The 16,983-nt window shown below is 72.7% G+C and carries 11 protein-coding genes and 1 tRNA gene; 2 read left to right on the forward strand and 10 right to left on the reverse strand.

The window, feature by feature from the left end:
• Window positions 1-54: 54 nt before the first annotated feature.
• The 4 genes from JKP76_RS16140 to JKP76_RS23595 form a co-directional block, all read right to left on the reverse strand.
• Window positions 55-1,239: a branched-chain amino acid ABC transporter permease gene (locus JKP76_RS16140; RefSeq protein ID WP_200491901.1), complete on the reverse strand. Its 1,185-nt coding sequence runs from the start codon at window positions 1,237-1,239 to the stop codon at window positions 55-57.
• Window positions 1,236-2,225: a branched-chain amino acid ABC transporter permease gene (locus tag JKP76_RS16145; RefSeq protein WP_309229628.1), complete on the reverse strand. Its 990-nt coding sequence runs from the start codon at window positions 2,223-2,225 to the stop codon at window positions 1,236-1,238. The genes JKP76_RS16140 and JKP76_RS16145 overlap by 4 nt, the downstream gene beginning before the upstream one ends.
• Window positions 2,226-2,308: 83 nt before the next feature.
• Window positions 2,309-3,463, reverse strand: a complete 1,155-nt coding sequence (locus tag JKP76_RS16150; protein ID WP_200491902.1) for a branched-chain amino acid ABC transporter substrate-binding protein — start codon at window positions 3,461-3,463, stop codon at window positions 2,309-2,311.
• Between the two features lie 296 nt (window positions 3,464-3,759).
• The gene (locus tag JKP76_RS23595; protein ID WP_200491903.1) at window positions 3,760-4,359 is read right to left on the reverse strand and encodes an ANTAR domain-containing response regulator; all 600 of its coding nucleotides are present in this window, start codon (window positions 4,357-4,359) and stop codon (window positions 3,760-3,762) included.
• A gap of 73 nt (window positions 4,360-4,432) precedes the next feature.
• On the opposite strand from JKP76_RS23595, the gene JKP76_RS16160 reads away from it, so the two are divergent.
• Together JKP76_RS16160 and JKP76_RS16165 are read left to right on the forward strand one after the other, a co-directional pair.
• Window positions 4,433-4,506 (forward strand) — tRNA-Leu (locus tag JKP76_RS16160).
• A gap of 237 nt (window positions 4,507-4,743) precedes the next feature.
• A complete protein-coding gene (locus tag JKP76_RS16165) occupies window positions 4,744-6,414 on the forward strand; it encodes a pyridoxal-dependent decarboxylase (RefSeq protein WP_309229625.1) in 1,671 nt (556 codons plus the stop codon).
• Between the two features lie 20 nt (window positions 6,415-6,434).
• Here the strand turns inward: JKP76_RS16165 and JKP76_RS16170 are convergent, their stop codons facing one another.
• From JKP76_RS16170 to trpA, 6 genes are all read right to left on the reverse strand, one after another.
• On the reverse strand, window positions 6,435-7,307 hold the full coding sequence (locus JKP76_RS16170; RefSeq protein WP_200491904.1) for an acyl-CoA thioesterase II: 873 nt from the start codon (window positions 7,305-7,307) through the stop codon (window positions 6,435-6,437).
• A complete protein-coding gene (gene pyk / locus JKP76_RS16175; protein ID WP_200491905.1) occupies window positions 7,304-8,719 on the reverse strand; it encodes a pyruvate kinase in 1,416 nt (471 codons plus the stop codon). The genes JKP76_RS16170 and pyk overlap by 4 nt, the downstream gene beginning before the upstream one ends.
• A gap of 132 nt (window positions 8,720-8,851) precedes the next feature.
• Window positions 8,852-10,354, reverse strand: coding sequence for a glutamate synthase subunit beta (locus tag JKP76_RS16180; RefSeq protein WP_200491906.1), 1,503 nt, complete (start codon window positions 10,352-10,354; stop codon window positions 8,852-8,854).
• A 53-nt stretch (window positions 10,355-10,407) separates the two neighbouring features.
• Window positions 10,408-15,063 (reverse strand): glutamate synthase large subunit, encoded by a 4,656-nt coding sequence (gltB, locus tag JKP76_RS16185; protein ID WP_200491907.1) that lies wholly within the window; start codon window positions 15,061-15,063, stop codon window positions 10,408-10,410.
• Window positions 15,064-15,392: 329 nt separating this feature from the next.
• Complete coding sequence (gene lgt, locus JKP76_RS16190) at window positions 15,393-16,331, reverse strand: prolipoprotein diacylglyceryl transferase (protein WP_200491908.1); 939 nt, start codon at window positions 16,329-16,331, stop codon at window positions 15,393-15,395.
• Window positions 16,328-16,915 (reverse strand): tryptophan synthase subunit alpha, encoded by a 588-nt coding sequence (gene trpA, locus JKP76_RS16195; protein ID WP_309233070.1) that lies wholly within the window; start codon window positions 16,913-16,915, stop codon window positions 16,328-16,330. The genes lgt and trpA overlap by 4 nt, the downstream gene beginning before the upstream one ends.
• Between the last annotated feature and the right edge of the window lie 68 nt (window positions 16,916-16,983).

Raw genomic sequence — 16,983 nt, forward strand, 5'->3', positions numbered from 1 at the left:
ACCGACAGCAGCGCCGCGCCCTCCCGGGCGCGGGGCTGCTCGGCCACGGGGATCTCAGACACGATCGGTCCCCTCCTCGAGTGCCTCGAGCTGTTCGTCGACGGCTTGGGCGCGTCTGGTGCGCCTCGGTGGGATCAACCCCTGCGGGCGGAAGTTGGCCAGGATGAGCAGGGCCATGCCGAAGACCAGCAGGCGCCACTCCTCGAAGCCGCGGAACCGCTCCGGCAGGTAGGCCACCACGATCGCACCCATGATGACGCCCCAGCGGTTGCCGGCACCGCCGACGACCACCGCGGCCACGAACAGGATGCTCAGCAGCAGCTGGAAGGACTCGGGGTTGATGAACCCCTGCCGCGAGGCGAACAGGGCGCCCGAGAGGCCACCGATGAACGCGCCCGAGGCGAAGGCCAGCAGCTTGAACCGGAACGTCGGGACGCCCATGAGCTCGGCGGCGTCCTCGTCCTCACGGGTCGCCTCCCAGGCCCGGCCGACGCGGGAGAGCCGCAGCATCCGGTCGGCACCCAGGACGATGAAGATCACCGTGAGCGCGAGCCAGTAGTACGGCGCCTGGTCGGCCACGCCGAACACGAGGAACGTCGTCGTGTCGTCGAGGTCGATGACGGCCGTCGCGCCCTCCCACTGGAGGTGCGGGATCTCGAAGAGCTCCACGCTGGGCGGACGCGGGACGCCGGTGATGCCCTTGGCCGCGCCCAGCCAGTCGGTGTTGAGCGCGGTGAGCCGGATGATCTCGCCGAACCCCAGCGTGACGATCGCCAGGTAGTCGCCCCGGACGCGCAGCGTGGGCGCACCCAGCAGGACGCCGGAGATGGTGGTGAAGACCACCGCCATCGGGATCAGCAGCCACCAGGACAGCTGCGCCTGGAGCGAGCCGAACACGGCGACCGTGTAGGCGCCGATCGCGTAGAACCCGACGTACCCGAGGTCCAGCAGACCGGCGTAACCGAGGACGACGTTGAGCCCCAGGGCGACCAGCACGTAGCTGGCCACCGTGAAGAGCACCGCGCCGAAGTCGGTGTCCGGCGTGCTGAGGATCGGGATCTCCAGCAGCGGCAGCGCGTAGAGGAACACCACGAACGCGCCGATGAGCGTCCACTTCGCGGGCACGGGCAGGGCGGTGATCCGGCGGGCGAGCGCACCGCGGTCCCAGCCCAGCCGGGGGCCCCAGGCCGAGCGGGCTGCGCTCGGCTCGGTGTCGGGGGAAGCCTTTCCCTGAGTCATGCGCGGGCCCTCCCCAGGCTCTCGCCGAGCAGCCCCGTGGGGCGGAACAGCAGGATGACGACCAGCAGCAGGAACGCGACGACGTCGCGCCACTCGGATCCGATCAGCGCCGACCCGTAGTTCTCGGCCAGGCCGAGCACGAAGCCGCCCAGCAGAGCGCCGCGGACGTTGCCGATGCCCCCGAGGACGGCGGCGGTGAACGCCTTCACGCCGAGCAGGAAGCCGGCGTTCCAGCGGGTCACGCCGAAGCGCATCAGGTAGAGCAGCGCGGCCGCGCCGGCCATGATCCCGCCGACGAGGAACGTCGCGCGGATGACGCGGTTGCGGTTGACGCCCATGAGCGCGGCGGCCTCGGAGTCCTGGGCCACCGCGCGGATGCCACGACCGGTGCGGGTGCGCCGGATGAACTGGTCCAGCGCCACCATCATGAGGATGGCGCTGACGATGATGATGATGTCGACGTTGGTGACCGTGTACCCGCCCACGGAGAACACCCCCTCGGTCTCGAGGGGGTTCCGGAAGCGGGTGTTGTCGCGCGCGGAGCGCACGTACGGGTCGAGCGTGTCGCGCAGCCCGAGCCAGCCGGCCACGCGGTCGCGCAGACCCATGAGCTCGGCGAGGGCGAAGCTGGCGCCGATGGCGCTGATGAGCGCGACGAGCTTCGGGGCGTCGAGACGGATGAGCCGGCGGTAGGCCACGCGCTCGAGGAGCAGCGCGACACCACCGCTGACGGTCATGGCGGCCAGCAGGGCCAGCAGCAGGACTCCGATGACGATCGGCAGCGCGCTGCCCGGGGCGACGCCCAGGGCCACGGTCACCCAGACCGCGGCGAAGCTGCCGAACATCCAGACTTCGGAGTGGGCGAAGTTGATCAGCTGGAGCACGCCGTAGACCAGCGTGTAGCCGAGGGCGACGAGGCCGTAGACGGCGCCGAGCACGAGACCGGTGACGGTGAGCTCGACGAAGTTGTCGATCAGGAATGACACGAGGTCTCCGGTAGGCAGGTGGCGACGCGGCCGGGTCTCCTCAAGGAGGAGGCCCGGCCGCGCACTGGTGGGTCAGGAGGAGATCAGTCGGTCTCGATCTCCTGGTCGGCGACGATCTCGCCGTTCTCCACCTTGTAGGCCCAGACCGAGATGTTCTCCGGCTCACCGTTCTCGTCGAACTTGATCGACTTGGTGATGCCCTCGCCCTCGTAGTCGTTGATCCACTCGAGCAGCGACTCGCGGTCGGTGTTGCCCTCGAGGATGCCCTGGAGCATCACGTTGGCAGCGTCGTAGGCCTCGGCCGAGTAGGTCGCCGGCGCGGAGCCGAAAGCGTCCTCGAAGGCGGTGTAGAAGTCCTGGCTCTCCTCCGGGGGGAGGCAGGGGCAGGTGATGATGGTGCCCTCGGCGGCGTCGCCGGCGGCCTCGATGAAGCCGGGGTCCTTCACGCCGTCGGCGACGACGAACGTCGCCTCGACACCGGCGCCGCGCATCTGCTGGACGAGCAGGCCGGCCTCGGCGTAGTAGCCGCCGAAGAAGACCGAGTCGGCACCCGAGCTGCGGATGGCGGTCACGGTCGCCGAGAAGTCGGTCTGACCGGTCTGGATCGTGTCGGTGCCGACGACGGCGTCACCGGCGCTCTCCTCGACGATCTCGGCCAGGCCGGCGCCGTAAGCGGAGGCGTCGTCGACGACGAACACCTTCTCGCTCTTGAGCACGTCGGCGATGTAGCTCGCCGCCGCCGGGCCCTGGCTGGCGTCGTTGCCGAGGACGCGGTGGAAGGTGTCCCAGCCGTTGGTCGACAGGTCGGGGTTGGTGGCCGACGCGGAGATGGTCGGCAGCCCGCCCTCGGAGAAGATCGGGCCGGCGGTGTCGGACTCGCCCGAGAAGGCGGGGCCGACGATGCCGATGACCGAGTCGTCACCGATGGCCTGCGTGGCCAGACCGGTCGCCTGGTTGGGGTCACCGGCGGAGTCGTACTCCTCCAGCGCCACCTGGCAGTCGGCGTTCTCCTCGTTGAACTGGTCCACGGCCAGCTGCACACCGTTGCGGATGTTGATGCCGAGGTTCGCCGCGGAGCCGGTCAGGGCCCCGAAGTAACCGATGGCGACGTCCTCGCAGGTGCCGGCCTCGCCGCCGCTGCCCGAGGCCTCCTCGTCGTCGCCGCCCGACGTGCCGCAGGCGGTGAGAGCCAGCGCCATGGCGAGCAGGGGCGCGCCCGTCTTGACCGAGAAACGCACATGTCCTCCAGAGCCAGATCGGCGGATCGCTGTTCGCTCCGCCGGTGGTCGATCGCCGTCCCGGTGGGGAGCGGCTGGCAAACAGTAGGGCGCTCCCCGCGCGAGTTTGAGCGGCCCCCGACGATTCGTGACCGTCTCGTGATCGCGTCCCTGACCGGGCCGGAACGGGCGCCACGGCGGGGTCGGAGGGCCACCCCGAGACCGTCCCGCAACTTCGTAGGCGGACAGTTTCCGATACCGACGATCGACAGGTCACCGACGCATTGGAGCCGCTACATCGACGGCGCCGCCGACGCTCAGGTGGCGCCGGCCTCAGGAGGTACGCCGTCGGCCAGGATTCGCTCCGCGAGCACCCGCATCGACGTCCGCTCGTTCATGGCGGAGCGCTGCAGCCAGCGGAACGCGTCCGCCTCGGTCACGCCGCGCGCAGCCATCAGCAGACCCTTGGCCTTCTCCACAACCTGCCGGGCCGCCAACCGCTCCTCCAGCGTGCGCACCTCGCCGTCCAGCGCCGCCATCTCCGCGAACCTGCCCCGCGCCACCTCGATCGCCGGCACCAGGTCGTGCTTCGAGAACGGCTTCACCAGGTAGGCCATCGCGCCGGCGTCACGGGCCCGCTCCACCAGCTCCCGCTGGCTGAACGCCGTCAGCACGATGACGGGAGCGATCCGCGCCGCCGCGATCTGCTCCGCCGCCGACAGCCCGTCGAGCACCGGCATCTGGATGTCCAGGATCACCAGGTCCGGTGCCAGCTCCGCCGCGCGGTCCACCGCCTGCTGGCCGTCGCCCACCTCGGCGACGACCTCGTACCCCTCCTCCTCGAGCATCTCCTTGAGGTCGAGACGGATGAGTGCTTCGTCCTCGGCGATGAGAACCCTGGCCGGCGCGCTGCTCACGGGGCTGAGCCTAGCGACGTCAGGCCCCTGACCGCCCCGGTTACGCTGACCCGGCTGCCGGCCCGGCCGGCGCGCCCCCGTACCCCAATCGGCAGAGGGAGCGGATTCAAAACCCGCGCAGTGTGCGTTCGAGTCGCACCGGGGGCACTGGGTTGTCTTTGTCGTCCTGCGGACGACGAACGCGGCCACGTGCCGTTCCCCCTGTGCTCGGAGCCCTTCCCTGCCGTTCGTCGGGGACCCTCCGGGCCCCCGCTCGGCGCGACACCGCCTCCGGCGGTCCCCCGGTACCGCGGTGATGGGCTCGGTACCGCGGTGCGGTGCGGTACTCGCGCAGCTGCGGCGGTAGCGGGGGTCGGCCCCACCGGCCCGCCTAGGGTGTTCAGCGTGACCGAGCCCGCGCCGCACATGACTCCTGAGCAGTTCCGGCAGCACGGCCACGAGGTCGTGGACTGGATCGCCGACTACTGGTCGCGGGTCGGGTCGCTGCCCGTGCGGTCGACGGTCGCTCCCGGCGACGTGCGGGCCGCGCTGCCCGAGGCCCCGCCGGAGCGGGGCGAGCCGTTCGCCGACGTCCTGGGCGACCTCGACCGCGTCGTCGTGCCCGGGCTCACCCACTGGCAGCACCCCGGCTTCTTCGGGTACTTCCCGGCCAACACCTCCGGGCCCTCGGTCCTCGGCGACCTGGTCTCCGCCGGCCTAGGCGTGCAGGGCATGTCGTGGGTGACCAGCCCGGCCGCCACCGAGCTCGAGCAGCACGTCATGGACTGGTTCGCCGAGCTGCTCGGCCTGCCCGCCTCCTTCCGCTCCACCGGCACCGGCGGCGGCGTCGTCCAGGACTCCAGCTCCGGGGCCAACCTCGTCGCCCTCCTGGCCGCCCTGCACCGGGCCAGCGGCGGCGCCACCGTGCGCCGCGGCGTCGAGCCCGAGCGGGCCACCGTCTACGTCTCCGCCGAGACGCACTCCTCCATGGAGAAGGCCGTCCGCATCGCCGGCCTGGGCAGCGACGCCGTCCGCATCGTCGAGGTGGACGGCGACCTGGCGATGAACCCCGGCGCGCTCGCCGCCCGCATGGAGCGCGACGTCGCCCGCGGCTACACCCCGGTGCTGGTCTGCGCGACCGTCGGCACCACCTCCACCACCGCCGTCGACCCGCTGGCCGCCATCGGCCCGGTCTGCCAGAAGTTCGGCGCCTGGCTGCACGTCGACGCCGCCTACGCCGGCGTCAGCGCCGTCGTCCCGGAGCTGCGGCACCTGCAGGACGGCGTCGAGTGGGCCGACAGCTACACCACCGACGCGCACAAGTGGCTGCTCACCGGCTTCGACGCCACCCTGTTCTGGGTCGCCGACCGGGCCGCCCTCACCGGCGCGCTGGCGATCCTCCCCGAGTACCTGCGCAACGCCGCCACCGACGCCGGCACCGTCGTCGACTACCGCGACTGGCAGGTCCCGCTCGGCCGCCGCTTCCGCGCGCTCAAGCTGTGGTTCGTGCTCCGCTGGTACGGCGCCGAGGGGCTGCGCGCGCACATCCGCGGGTCGGTCGCCCTTGCCCAGGAGCTCGCCGGGTGGGCCGAGGCCGACGAGCGCTTCGACGTCCTCACCCCGCACCCGCTGTCGCTGGTCTGCCTGACCCCGCGGTGGCCCTCGGGCGTCGACGCCGACGTCGCCACGATGACCCTGCTCGAGCGGCTCAACGACGGCGGCGAGGTGTTCCTGACCCACACCACCGTCGGCGGCCGGGCGGTGCTCCGGATCGCCGTCGGCGCCCCGTCGACCACCCGCGCCCACGTCGAGCGGGTGTGGACGCTGCTGCGCGAGGGCCACGACTGGCTGGCCGCCGACTTCGCCGCCCAGGCCGCGGAGCAGGCCGCCGCCCGGCAGGCCGAGCGCGAGCGGGCCGAGCGCGAGCGGGCCGAGCGCGAGCGGGCCGAGAGCGAGCGGGCCGAGAGCGAGCGGGCCGACGCCGAGCAGGCCGCGGCACCGGTCGGCGAGCCCGAGCAGCCGGCTGATGAGCGGCCCGCCGACGAGCGCCCGCAGGAGCCCGCCGCCGCCGAGTAGGCGGCGGGCGGGCGGCGGCCTCAGAGCGAGCGGATGAGGCCCTGCTGGGTGACCGTCGCGATGTGGGTGCCGTCCTGGGCCCAGATCTGGCCGAAGCACAGCGCCCGGCCGTGCGACGCCGCCGGGCTGTCGGTCTCGTAGAGGAACCACTCGTCGGCGCGCACGGGCTGGTGGAACCAGACCGCGTGGTCCAGGCTCGAGCCCGCGGTGCGGCCCCAGCCGCCGCCCATGCGTGCGGTGCCCGCACCGAGCAGGCTCAGGTCGCTGGCGAAGGTCAGGGCAGCGGCGTGCACGGCCTGGTCGTCGGGCAGTCGCCCGGCCACCCGCATCCAGGCCCAGGACTTGGTGTCGGGGTAGGTCTTGGGCGGGCGGTGGAAGGGGTGCTCGAGCATCCGCTGCTCCACGGCCTGGCCGATGCTCATCGCCGCGCGTCCTTCCTCGCCGCGGCTGGCCAGCAGCTCGAGGAACGTCGGCAGGCTCTCCGGCTCCGGGACGTCGGGCATCGGGAGCGCGTGCTCGGCGTAGGCGGCCTCCCCCGCGGAGGCGTCGGCGGTGAGCGCGAAGATCGCCGCGTCCTTCTCGCCGCGGCGCTGCCAGGCGACCACCCGCCGGGTGCTGAACGTGCGCCCGTCGCGCATCCGCTCGACGGCGTAGCGGATCTCCTCGTTCGGGTCGCCCGGGCGGAGGAAGTACGAGTGCAGCGAGTGCACCGAGCGGCCCTCGGGCAGCGTCAGGGCCGCCGCCATGAGCGCCTGGCCGGCCACCTGGCCGCCGAAGATGCGCTGCATCGTCGTGTCGGGCGTCTTGCCGACGAACAGGTCGGGCTCGCGCTCCTCGAGGGCGAGCACCGACATGAGGGCCGCGGCCTGGGTCGTGCCGTCGCTGGCGGTCATGAGTCGGTTCCCACCTCGTGGACGCGGATCAGGTTGGTCGAGCCGACGGTGTTGGGCGGGCTGCCCGCCACCACCACGACCCGGTCGCCGACCTTGAGCCGGCCGATCGACAGCAGCGAGAAGTCCACCTGGGCGACCATGTCGTCGGTGTGCGACACCTCGGGCACGAGGAAGGTCTCCACGCCCCAGGTGAGCGCCAGCCGGCTGCGGACGGCGGGGTCGACGGTGAAGGCCAGCAGCGGCTGGCGCGGGTGCAGCGAGGAGAGCCGCCGGGCGGTCTCGCCGGTCTGCGTGAAGGTGGCCAGCGCCTTGACGTCGAGCGCCTCGCCGACGTCCTTGGCCGCGCGCACGATCGCCCCGGAGCGGGACCGCGAGCGGCGGGCCACCTCGGGCACGGCGGCGTGGTCGCTCTCGACCGCGTCGATGATCCGCTCCATCGTGCGGACGGCGGCGATCGGGTGCGCGCCGACCGACGTCTCACCGGAGAGCATCACCGCGTCGGCGCCGTCGAGCACGGCGTTGGCGACGTCGGAGGCCTCGGCGCGGGTGGGCCGCGAGTTGACGATCATCGACTCGAGCATCTGGGTGGCCACGATGACCGGCTTGTTGCGCTCGCGCGCGGCCTGGATGGCGCGCTTCTGCACCAGCGGCACCTGCTCCAGCGGCAGCTCCACGCCGAGGTCGCCGCGGGCGACCATGATCCCGTCGAACGCCTCGACGATCTCGTCCAGCCGCTCCACCGCCTCGGGCTTCTCCAGCTTGGCGATGACCGGGACCTCGACGTCCTCCTGGCGCATGATCTCGCGCACCAGCTCGGCGTCGGAGCCGGAGCGGACGAAGGACAGCGCGATGAAGTCCACGCCCAGCCGCAGCGCGAAGCGCAGGTCGAGCTCGTCCTTGTCCGACAGCGCCGGCACGCTCACCGAGACGCCGGGCAGCGACAGGCCCTTGTTGTTCGAGACCGGGCCGCCCTCGATGACCAGGCAGGTGACGTCGGGGCCGTGGACCGACAGCACGGTGAGCGCCAGCTTGCCGTCGTCGACCAGCAGCCGGTCGCCGACGGCGACGTCGTTGGCGAGGTCCTTGTAGGTCGTGGACACCCGCTCGGCGGTGCCCTGGACGTCGTCGACGGTGATGATCACCTGGCTGCCGGTGGGCCACTCGACCGGGCCCTCGGAGAAGGTGCCCAGCCGGATCTTGGGGCCCTGCAGGTCGGCCAGGACGGCGACGGCGTGGCCGGTCCGGTCGGAGGCCTCCCGCACCCGCTGGTAGGCCGCGGCGTGGTCGTCGTGCGCCCCGTGGCTGAAGTTCAGGCGGGCGACGTCCATGCCCGATTCGACGAGGGCGATGACCTGCTCCGGAGAGCTGGTCGCCGGACCCAGGGTGCAGACGATCTTGGCGCGGCGGGACATGGTGGGAACGCTAGTTCACCGCAGTCCTCCGGACCGCATCGCGCCCGGGAGCGGTTCCCCACACACGCCCCGGCCCCGCGACCGGGTCGTGGTCGCGGGGCCGGGAGGAGAGCGCTCCGGAGGAGCGCGGTGCTACCGCAGGGCCACGGCCGTGGGGGTCACCGGGCGGGGCAGCGCCGAGGCGCCGGTGAGCCAGGTGTCCGCGGCGGCGGCCGCGGCGCGGCCCTCGGCGATCGCCCACACGATGAGCGACTGCCCGCGGCCCATGTCACCGGCCACGAAGACGCCGGGGACGGTCGACATGAACTCGGCGTCGCGGACGACGTTGTCCCGCTGGTCCATCTCCACGCCGAGGGCGTCGAGCAGGCCGGTGCGCTGCGCGCCGGTGAAGCCCATGGCGAGGAAGACGAGGTCGGCCGGCAGCTCGCGCTCGGTGCCCTCGATCTTCTGGAACCGGCCGTCGACCCGCTCCACCTCGTGCAGCAGCAGCGCCCGCACGTTGCCGTGGGCGGGGCCCTCCTCATGACCCAGGAAGCGCTCGGTGTTGACCGAGTACAGCCGCTCCCCGCCCTCCTCGTGGGCGCTGGAGACCCGCATGATCATCGGGTAGGTGGGCCAGGGGTTGGCGCCCGCGTCCCGGCGGTCCGGCGGCGCGGGCATGATCTCCAGCTGCGTGACCGAGGCCGCTCCCTGGCGGTGCGCGGTACCGAGGCAGTCGGCCCCGGTGTCACCGCCACCGATGATCACCACGCGCTTGCCGGCGGCGTTGATCGGCGGGTCGTCGAGCTCGCCGAGCGCCTGGCGGTTGCCCATCGGCAGGTACTCCATCGCCAGGTGGATGCCGTTCAGCTCCCGGCCCGGGGCGGGCAGGTCGCGCCCGACCGTCGCGCCACCGGCGAGGACGACGGCGTCGTACTCGGCCCGCAGCTGCTCGCTGGACAGGTCGTCGGCACCGGGGCCGCCGACCTCCACACCGGTGACGAACCGGGTGCCCTCGGCGCGCATCTGGTCCAGCCGCCGGTCGAGGACGGCCTTCTCCATCTTGAACTCGGGGATGCCGTAGCGGAGCAGCCCGCCGATGCGGTCGGCCCGCTCGTACACGGTGACCTCGTGCCCGGCCCGGGTGAGCTGCTGGGCGGCGGCGAGCCCGGCCGGCCCGGAGCCGACGACGGCGACCTTCTTGCCGGTGCGCTCGGCGGGCGACTGCGGCTCGACCCAGCCCTCGTCCCAGGCCCGGTCGATGATCTCCCACTCGATCTGCTTGATGGCGACCGGCGACTCCTGCAGGTTGAGCACGCAGGAGCCCTCGCACGGCGCCGGGCACAGCTTCCCGGTGAACTCCGGGAAGTTGTTGGTCGCGTGCAGCCGCTCGATGGCGTCGTGCCAGTCGTCGCGGCGGGCCAGGTCGTTCCACTCCGGGATCAGGTTGGCCAGCGGGCACGCGTGGTGGCAGAACGGGATGCCGCAGTCCATGCAGCGCGCCGCCTGCTTGCGCACCTCGGCCGTCGGGAACAGCGGGTCCTCGCCGTTCTGGCGGGCCGTGTAGACGTCCTTCCAGTCACGGATGCGCAGCTCCACGGGCCGCCGCGGCGGCAGCTCCCGCTCGAACTTCAGGAATCCGGTGGTGTCAGCCACGTGCACAGCCCTCCTGCGCGGTCGCCGTGAGACTTTCGGTTGCGTAGCGCGTCTCAGCCACGAGCGGCCTCCATCACTGCGAGATCGACATCGGTCCCGTTGGCCTCGGCCATGCGCTGCGCGTCCAGCGCCCGCTTGTAGTCCCGCGGCATGATCACGCTGAACTGGGCCGACCAGCGGCCCCAGTCGGCCAGCAGCGCACCGGCCACCGGCGACTCGGTCTCCTCGGCGTAGCGCACGAGCACGTCCCGCAGCCACTGGGCCGACTCGCCGTCCAGCGGCTCGACGTCGACCATCTCGCCGTTGACCCGGTGCCGGGCCAGGTCGAGCACGTAGCCGATGCCGCCGGACATGCCGGCCGCGATGTTCCGCCCGGTCGGGCCGAGGATCACCGCGCGGCCGCCGGTCATGTACTCGAGCGCGTGGTCCCCCACGCCCTCGACGACGGCGAGCGCACCGGAGTTGCGGACGCAGAACCGCTCGCCCACCCGGCCGCGCAGGAAGATCTCGCCACCGGTCGCGCCGTAGCCGATCACGTTGCCGGCGATGACGTTGTCCTCGGCGGCGAACGGCGCCTCCCGCGAGGGGCGGACGACGATCCGGCCGCCGGAGAGGCCCTTGCCGACGTAGTCGTTGGCGTCGCCGTAGAGCCGCATGGTGATGCCGCGCGGCACGAAGGCGCCGAACGACTGCCCAGCCGACCCGCCGAAGGTGAGGTCGATCGTGCCGTCGGGCAACCCCTCTCCCCCGAACCGCCGGGTGACCATCGAGCCCAGCATCGTGCCGACGGTGCGGTTCACGTTCCGCACCGGCAGCTCGAGGGTGACCGGGCGGGCGTCGAGCAGCGCGCCCTCGCAGAGCTGGATCAGCGTCTGGTCCAGCGCGACGTCGAGGCCGTGGTCCTGGTCGCGCACCTTGCGGCGCGGCGCGCCCTCGGGCAGCTCCGGGACGACGAGCAGCGGCGACAGGTCCAGACCTGCGGCCTTCCAGTGGTCGACCGCCTGCCGGGTGTCGAGCAGCTCGGCGTGGCCGACCGCCTCGTCCAGCGTGCGGAAACCCAGCTCGGCGAGGTACTCGCGCACCTGCTCGGCCAGGAACTCGAAGAAGGTGACGACGAACTCCGGCCGCCCGGTGAACCGCTTGCGCAGCTCCGGGTTCTGCGTCGCGACGCCCACGGGGCAGGTGTCGAGGTGGCAGACCCGCATCATCACGCAGCCGGCGACGACCAGCGGTGCGGTGGCGAAACCGAACTCCTCGGCCCCCAGCAGCGCCGCGATGATCACGTCGCGGCCGGTCTTCATCTGGCCGTCGGCCTGCACGACGATGCGGTCGCGCAGCCCGTTGGCCAGCAGGGTCTGCTGGGTCTCGGCCAGGCCGAGCTCCCACGGGGAGCCGGCGTGCTTGAGCGAGGTCAGCGGTGCCGCGCCCGTCCCGCCGTCGTGACCGGAGATGAGCACCAGGTCGGCGTGCGCCTTGCTCACGCCGGCCGCGACCGTGCCGACGCCGACCTCGGCGACCAGCTTGACGTTGATCCGCGCCTGGTCGTTGGCGTTCTTCAGGTCGTGGATGAGCTGCTTGAGGTCCTCGATCGAGTAGATGTCGTGGTGCGGCGGCGGGCTGATCAGGCCCACGCCCGGCGTGGAGTGCCGGGTGCGCGCCACCCACGGGTAGACCTTGCCGCCGGGCAGCTGGCCGCCCTCGCCGGGCTTGGCCCCCTGGGCCATCTTGATCTGGATGTCGTCAGCGTTGACCAGGTACTCGCTGGTGACGCCGAACCGGCCGCTGGCCACCTGCTTGATCGCCGAGCGGCGCAGGTCGCCGTTCGGGTCGGGGGTGAACCGGTCGGGGTCCTCGCCGCCCTCACCGGTGTTGGACTTGCCGCCCAGCCGGTTCATGGCGATCGCGAGGGTCTCGTGCGACTCCTGCGAGATGGAGCCGTAGCTCATCGCACCGGTCTGGAACCGCTTGACGATCTCGCTGACCGGCTCGACCTCCTCGAGCGGCACGGGCGGGCGGACGCCGGTCTTGAGCTCGAAGAGCCCGCGCAGCGTCGAGGCCTCCGCGCTGAGCCGGTCGACGGTGTCGGTGTACTTCTGGAACACGTCGTACTGACGCGACCGGGTCGCGTGCTGCAGCAGGAACACCGTCTCGGGGTTGAACAGGTGGATCTCGCCCTCGCGGCGCCACTGGTACTCGCCACCGACCTCGAGCCGGCGGTGCGCGGTCTCGGTCGGGTTGTCCGGGTAGGCGCGGCGGTGGCGCATGGCCACCTCCTCGGCGAGCACGTCGATGCCGACGCCGCCCAGGGGCGCGGAGGTCCCGGTGAAGTACTCGTCGACGAGGTCCTGGGACAGGCCGACGGCCTCGAAGATCTGCGCCATCGTGTACGAGCCGACGGTGCTGATGCCCATCTTGCTCATGACCTTGAGGACGCCCTTGCCGAGCGCCTTGACCATGTTGCGGACGGCCTGCGCCGGCTCGACGCCGGTGAGCGCGCCGTCGCGGATGAGGTCCTCGATCGACTCGAACGCCAGGTAGGGGTTGACCGCGGCCGCGCCGTAGCCGAGCAGCAGCGCGACGTGGTGCACCTCGCGGCAGTCGCCGGACTCGACGACCAGCCCGACCTCCATGCGGGTCTTCTCCCGCACCAGGTGGTGGTGGACCGCAGCGGTCATGAGCAGCGACGGGATCGGCGCGCGCTGCTCGTCGCAGTCGCGGTCGGAGAGCACGATGATCCGGGCCCCGGCGGCGATCGCCTTCGAGACCTTGGTGCGCAGCTCCTCGACGGCCTGGGCGAGGGCCGGGCCGCCGCCGTTGACGTCGAAGTGGCCGGTGATCCGGACGGCGGCGTACCCGGGCAGGTCGCCGTCGTCGTCGATGTGCAGGATCTTGGCCAGCTCGTCGTTGTCGATGACCGGGAACGGCAGGAACACCTGCCGGGCCGAGGCCGGGGTGGCCTTGAGCAGGTTCTGCTCGGGGCCGAAGGTGCGGCCCAGGCTGGTCACCAGCTCCTCGCGGATGGCGTCCAGCGGCGGGTTGGTCACCTGGGCGAACAGCTGCCCGAAGTAGTCGTAGAGCAGCCGCGAGCGGTCCGACAGCGCCGCGATCGGGGTGTCGGTGCCCATCGAGCCGATCGGCTCCGCGCCGGAGGCGGCCATCGGCTGGACGAGGACGCGCAGCTCCTCCTCCGTGTAGCCGAACAGCGCCTGCCGGCGGACGACGGACTCGTGGCTGGGCCGCGAGCGGCGGCGCTCGGGCAGCGTCGGCAGGTGCACGAGGCCGGCGTGCAGCCAGTCGTCGTACGGGTGCTCGGCGGCCAGGGCGCCCTTGACCTCCTCGTCGGAGACGATGCGCCCCGACGCGGTGTCGACCAGGAACATCCGGCCCGGCTGCAGCCGGCCCTTGGCCACGATGTCGGCGGCGGGGATGTCGAGCACGCCCACCTCGCTGGCCAGCACGACCAGGTCGTCCTTGGTGTGCCACCAGCGGCCCGGGCGCAGCCCGTTGCGGTCCAGGACGGCGCCGATGAGCGTGCCGTCGGTGAAGCAGACCGCGGCGGGCCCGTCCCAGGGCTCCATGATCGAGGAGTGGAACCGGTAGAAGGCCCGGCGGGCCGGGTCCATCTCGTCGTGGTTCTCCCACGCCTCCGGGATCATCATCAGCACCGCGTGCGGCAGCGAGCGGCCCGACAGGTGCAGCAGCTCCAGCACCTCGTCGAAGGTCGCCGAGTCGCTGAAGTCGCTGGCGGTGACCGGGAAGATCCGGTCCAGGCCGAGCTCGGAGGCCGGCCCGGCGGGACCGTCGAACATCTCCGTGGCCAGCTTCGCCTCGCGGGCCCGCATGCGGTTGCGGTTGCCCTTGATCGTGTTGATCTCGCCGTTGTGCGCGATGAAGCGGAACGGGTGGGCCAGCGGCCAGCTCGGGAAGGTGTTGGTCGAGAAGCGGCTGTGCACCAGCGCGATCGCCGACTCGTAGCGCTCGTCGCGCAGGTCGGGGAAGAACAGCGGCAGCTGGTCGGTGGTCAGCATGCCCTTGTAGGTGATCGTCCGGGACGACAGCGAGGCGATGTACAGCGAGCTGCCGGCGTCGACGGCGGCGCGCTCGGCACGCTTGCGCAGCACGAAGGAGCGCCGCTCCAGGCGGGTGACGCCGTTGCACTCGACGTTGCCGCCGAAGGCCGCCTCGTCGGCGCGGGCGCCCATCGTCTCGGCGACGAACAGCTGGGCGAAGTGCGGCATGACCGCGCGCGCCGTGGGGCCGAGGTCGGCACCCTCGGGGTCGATCGGCACGTCGCGCCAGCCCAGGACGGTCAGGCCCTCCTCGGCGGCGAGGCGGGCGACGTCCTCCACGCGGGCGGCGCGCTCGGCGTCGTCGGCGGGCATGAACGCGATGCCGACCGCGTACTCGCCGGCCGGCGGCAGGTCGAACCCGACGCTGGCGCGCAGCAGGGCGTCGGGCACCTGGGTGAGGATGCCCGCGCCGTCGCCCGAGTTGGGCTCGGCGCCGGCGGCGCCGCGGTGGTCGAGGTTGTGCAGGGCGGTGAGGCCCTTGGCGACGATGTCGCGCGACCGGCGTCCGCGGGCGTCGGCCACGAAGGCGACACCGCAGGCGTCCTTGTCGTTGGCCGGGTCGTAGAGGCCGGAGGCAGCGGGAACCGCGGAGAACGGAACGGCTGACTTCGGAGCGGCGGGGGCGGTGAGGTCGGGCATGTCACTCCCGTCGTCGGCGGCGCCCGTCTCCTCCCGAGGAGAGCGGGCGGGGCTGGAGCCCGTGCCGGTGGTCAAGGTCTTGGCGGACAGCACTGCGGAGGCCGGCGCAGCCCGGGAGGGGAGGTCGACCCGGGTGTGCAGGCGGGAGCCCCTCGGGTCGTCACCGACGGGCCGTCGTCCGCGGGGCGACGCTGGCCCGGTCCGACACTCGGGCCCGTCCGGGATCGCCGGCGGGCCCGACCGAAGCGTACACAGCCGTAACACGGCGAACAGCTGCGTAAATCACGTTCGCGGCAGCACGGCAGCTTCCCGCTGGTCGTTGGCGCTCCTCACCCGTCGGCGGGCGGCCGCGCGGTTCCGGGGTGCTCGTGATCATCCTCACGGGCGGGGTCCCCGTCCCGGTCCGGCGACGGTGACGGGGCGGCCGGGCCCCCGGCCGCGGCGAACTCGGCGCCGCGGGTGATGACCTCGCGGGGGCGGCCGCGCTGCGACACCAGGTAGGCCAGGGCCAGCAGGCCGACGACGACGGCGGTGAAGACGTTGAGCCGCACGCCGAAGAAGGTCTCCGCCGGATCGGTGCGCAGCAGCTCGATCCACAGCCGGCCGGTGCAGTAGCTGAGCACGTAGAGCGCGAACGCCTGGCCGTGGGCGAGCCGGAAGCGGCGGTCGGCCCAGATCACCAGCGCCGCGGCGGCGAGGTTCCACAGCAACTCGTAGAGGAACGTCGGGTGGAAGGTGGCGACGTCGAGGTACTCCGCCGGCCGGTGCACGGGATCGATCTCCAGGCCCCACGGCAGGTCGGTCGGGCCGCCGAAGAGCTCCTGGTTGAACCAGTTGCCGAGCCGGCCGATCGCCTGGGCGACGAGCAGGCCGGGCGCGAGGGCGTCGCCGAAGGCCGGCAGCGGGATGCCACGGCGGCGGCAGGCGATCCACGCCCCCACCCCGCCGAGCGCGATCGCGCCCCAGATGCCCAGGCCGCCCTCCCAGATGGCGAAGGCCTTGAGCGGGTCACCGCCCTCGCCGAAGTAGGGCCGCGGGCTGGTGATCACGTGGTAGAGCCGGCCGCCGACGATGCCGAAGGGCACCGCCCACGTGGCGATGTCCAGCACGTCGCCAGGGGCGCCGCCGCGGGCGATCCAGCGCTTCTCGGTCAGCCAGGCCGCGGCCACGATGCCGGCGATGATGCACAGCGCGTAGGCGCGCAGCGGGAAGGGCCCGAGCTCCCAGACGCCCTGCGAGGGGCTCGGGATCGACGCCAGCACCGTCATGCCGGCACCCCCGCGCGGCGGACGCCCGCGGCCAGGTCGGCGGTGAGCGCGCGGACGCCGTCGGCACCGCGGCCCTCGAGCAGCTCCCGCACGTAGGCCGAGCCGACGATGACGCCGTCGGCGAAGGCGGCGAGCTCGGCGGCCTGGGCGCCGTTGGAGACGCCCAGGCCCACGCACAGCGGGATGCCCGGCCGGGCCTCGCGGGTGCGGGCGACCAGGATGCGGGCGGCGTCGCTCACGGTGTCGCGGGCGCCGGTGACGCCCATCGTCGAGGCGACGTAGACGAAGCCCCGGCTGGCCGCCGTCGTCGACCGCAGCCGCGCGTCGGTGGACGAGGGGGCGACGAGGAAGACGCGGTCGAGGTCGGCCCGCTCGGCCGCGGCGATCCACTCGCCGGCCTCGTCGGGGATGAGGTCCGGGGTGATGAGCCCCGCTCCCCCGGCCGCGGCCAGGTCGTCGGCGAACCGCTCGACGCCGTAGCGCTCGACCGGGTTCCAGTAGGTCATCACCACCGGGACGGCGCCGGCGGCGGCGACGGCCTCGACCGCGCGGAACACGTCCCGCAGGCCGACGCCCGCGCGCACCGCGACCTCGACGGCCTCCTGGAATGACCGGGCCGTCCATGCCGGGGTCGCTGTAGGGGACGCCGATC

The sequence above is a fragment of the Blastococcus sp. TML/C7B genome, from assembly GCF_016612845.1.
Taxonomy (GTDB): Bacteria; Actinomycetota; Actinomycetes; order Mycobacteriales; family Geodermatophilaceae; genus Blastococcus.

Bases quoted from the DNA above. Each gene is read 5' to 3' on its own strand.
- gltB (WP_200491907.1), bottom strand. From the start codon at position 15,063: ATGCCCGACCTCACCGCCCCCGCCGCTCCGAAGTCAGCCGTTCCGTTC.
- pyk (WP_200491905.1), bottom strand. From the start codon at position 8,719: ATGTCCCGCCGCGCCAAGATCGTCTGCACCCTGGGTCCGGCGACCAGC.
- JKP76_RS16140 (WP_200491901.1), bottom strand. From the start codon at position 1,239: ATGACTCAGGGAAAGGCTTCCCCCGACACCGAGCCGAGCGCAGCCCGC.
- lgt (WP_200491908.1), bottom strand. From the start codon at position 16,331: ATGACGGTGCTGGCGTCGATCCCGAGCCCCTCGCAGGGCGTCTGGGAG.
- JKP76_RS16170 (WP_200491904.1), bottom strand. From the start codon at position 7,307: ATGACCGCCAGCGACGGCACGACCCAGGCCGCGGCCCTCATGTCGGTG.